Source organism: Arthrobacter sp. 35/47, from assembly GCF_000520475.1.
GTDB classification, from domain to species: Bacteria; Actinomycetota; Actinomycetes; order Actinomycetales; family Micrococcaceae; genus Arthrobacter_D; species Arthrobacter_D subterraneus.
The window spans coordinates 181,378-183,029 of sequence record NZ_KI914592.1 but is presented as its reverse complement, the minus strand read 5'-3'; the positions used below and the strand labels follow the sequence as shown (position 1 = coordinate 183,029).

Sequence of the window (1,652 nt, the reverse complement as noted above, 5' to 3'; positions counted from 1 at the left end):
GGAGCGGGCACGGCTGGCCGACGAGGTGGGCCTGCACTATTTCGGCATCGGAGAACACCACCGCCCGGATTACGCTGTGTCCTCGATCGTGCCCGTGCTGGCCGCCGCGGCAGCGCAAACCAGCTCCATCCGGGTGGGATCGGCAGTAACAGTACTCAGCACCGAGGACCCCGTGCGGGTCTTCCAGCAGTTCGCCACACTCGATCTCCTGTCCGGCGGGCGGGCGGAACTGACGGCCGGCCGGGGATCCTTCATCGAGTCCTATCCGCTGTTCGGGGCCGCCCTTGAGGACTATGACGCCCTCTACAACGAGAAGATCGAACTCCTGCTGCGCCTCAACGCCGAGGAACGCGTGACCTGGTCAGGCCGGTTCCGCCCACCGCTGCAGGACGCGCTGATTCTGCCGCGCCCGCTGCAGGACAAGCTGGACGTGTGGGTCGCCACCGGCGGAACGCCCGCCTCCTCCGTACGGGCCGCACGGCTGGGCACCCCGGTCATCTACGCCCTGCTGGGCGGCGCCGTGGACAACTTCGCCCAGCACGCTGCGCTGTACCGGGAACAGTTCAATGACGCAGCGGATACCGCTCCCCGGATCGGGGTGAGCGGCGTGGGGCTGGTCCTGCGGGATGGCGCGAAGGAAACGTTCCGTCCGTACTGGCTCGACACCATGACGCGCATCTCCGCCGAACGGGGTTTCCCGCAGCCGAGCGGGGTCACCTACAACATGCAGGCAGCGCGGACGGGAGCCCTCTACGTCGGAACGCCCGAGGAGGTGGCGGAGAAAATTGTTCTCACACACTCTGCAATGGGCCACGACCGGCATATCCTCCAGCTCGACTTCTCCTCCGTGCCGCAGGCCCAGGTTCTGGAATCCATCGAGCTGCTGGGCACAGAGGTCCTCCCTCGTGTCAATGACGCCCTTGGCGGACAGGACCGCGCGGATTCACGGGCACGGACTTCGCGCGTCAGTCCCGGGTCCTAAGCTTGAAGTCCACTAACGGGAGGCATCCATGAGCATGGAAGGCGCGGCCTGGAGTTCCCTGTACCGGATCTCCTCCGCCAAGAACGGCAGCAACAAATTCTCAAAGGAGACGCTGAAGCGGATCCTGTCCTTCGCCGTGCCCTACCGGGTCAAGCTGATCCTGTTCATCGCGCTGTCCGTGGTGTCCGCGTTCCTTGCCGTCGCAACTCCTGTCCTGGCCGGCCAGGTGGTCAACGAGATCATCGCGGAGGCGCCGGTTGGGACCATCATCTGGCTCGCCGTCGTCATTGCGATCGTGGCGGTGGCGGATACCGGGGTGGGCCTGCTGACGCGCTGGTACTCCGCGAGGATCGGGGAAGGCGTCATCCTGGATCTGCGGACGGCTGTCTTTGACCACGTCCAGAAGATGCCCATCGCCTTCTTCACCCGAACGCGCACCGGAGCACTGGTGAGCAGGCTGAACAATGACGTCATCGGGGCGCAGCAGGCCTTCAGCGGCACCCTCTCGGGGGTGGTGAGCAACCTGGTGGCGCTGATCCTGACGCTGATCGTCATGCTCAGCACCTCGGTGCTGGTCACCGTGCTCGCGATCATCATGCTGCCCATCTTCCTGTTGCCCGCCCGACGGATGGGAAGCAGGCTCGCATCCCTGCGGCGGGAAGCCGCGGTA

Annotated in this window: 2 protein-coding genes; both read left to right on the top strand. The window is 65.7% G+C overall.

What is annotated here, in order from left to right; all coding sequences use genetic code 11:
• The coding region (locus X803_RS18530) for an LLM class flavin-dependent oxidoreductase (protein WP_156930009.1) at positions 1-982 on the top strand (982 nt) is incomplete at its 5' end.
• 28 nt (positions 983-1,010) lie between these two features.
• Positions 1,011-1,652: ABC transporter transmembrane domain-containing protein (locus X803_RS18525; protein ID WP_035778197.1), on the top strand; the 642-nt coding region annotated here is incomplete at its 3' end.